The sequence below is a fragment of the Altererythrobacter lutimaris genome, assembly GCF_013371495.1.
GTDB lineage: Bacteria > Pseudomonadota > Alphaproteobacteria > Sphingomonadales > Sphingomonadaceae > Erythrobacter > Erythrobacter lutimaris_A.
On sequence record NZ_JABWTA010000011.1, the window covers coordinates 1 to 500 of the forward strand.

Sequence of the window (500 nt, forward strand, 5' to 3'; positions counted from 1 at the left end):
GCTGATCCAGCATTCGGGTGTTTCCGACCTGAACGGCATTGCGGCCGCAAGCACCATCAACGTGACCGGCGGCACGCTGCGCCTTGGCGGGTCGGACCGCCTGTCCGATACGGCTCTGGTCGCTGTCGCCTCCGGTGCGGTGTTCGACGTGCAAGGCAATAGCGACACGATCGGCAGCCTGGCACTGGCCGGCACGCTCGGCGGCACCGGCGCGCTCACCGCGGCAACGACGACGCTGGACGGCGCGGTCGTGAACGCCAATCTCGGCACCGGCACGCTCGTCCAGCATTCGGGGACCTCGCTGCTTAGCGGATCCGCCGCGAGCGGCATCGTCCGGATCGACGGCGGCACGCTGAGGCTCGGCGCGAGCGATCGCCTCGCCGACAGCGCGGCGGTAACCGTGGCAGGCGGCGCCACGCTCGACCTCCAGGGCTTTGACGACGGCATCGGCAGCCTGGCACTGGCCGGCACGCTCGGCGGCACCGGCGCGCTCACCGCGG

At 71.6% G+C, this 500-nt stretch carries 1 protein-coding gene; it reads left to right on the forward strand.

Annotated features, from left to right (window positions below; all coding sequences use genetic code 11):
• The coding region (locus tag HUO12_RS14305; protein WP_217905312.1) for a hypothetical protein at window positions 1-500 on the forward strand (500 nt) is incomplete at both ends.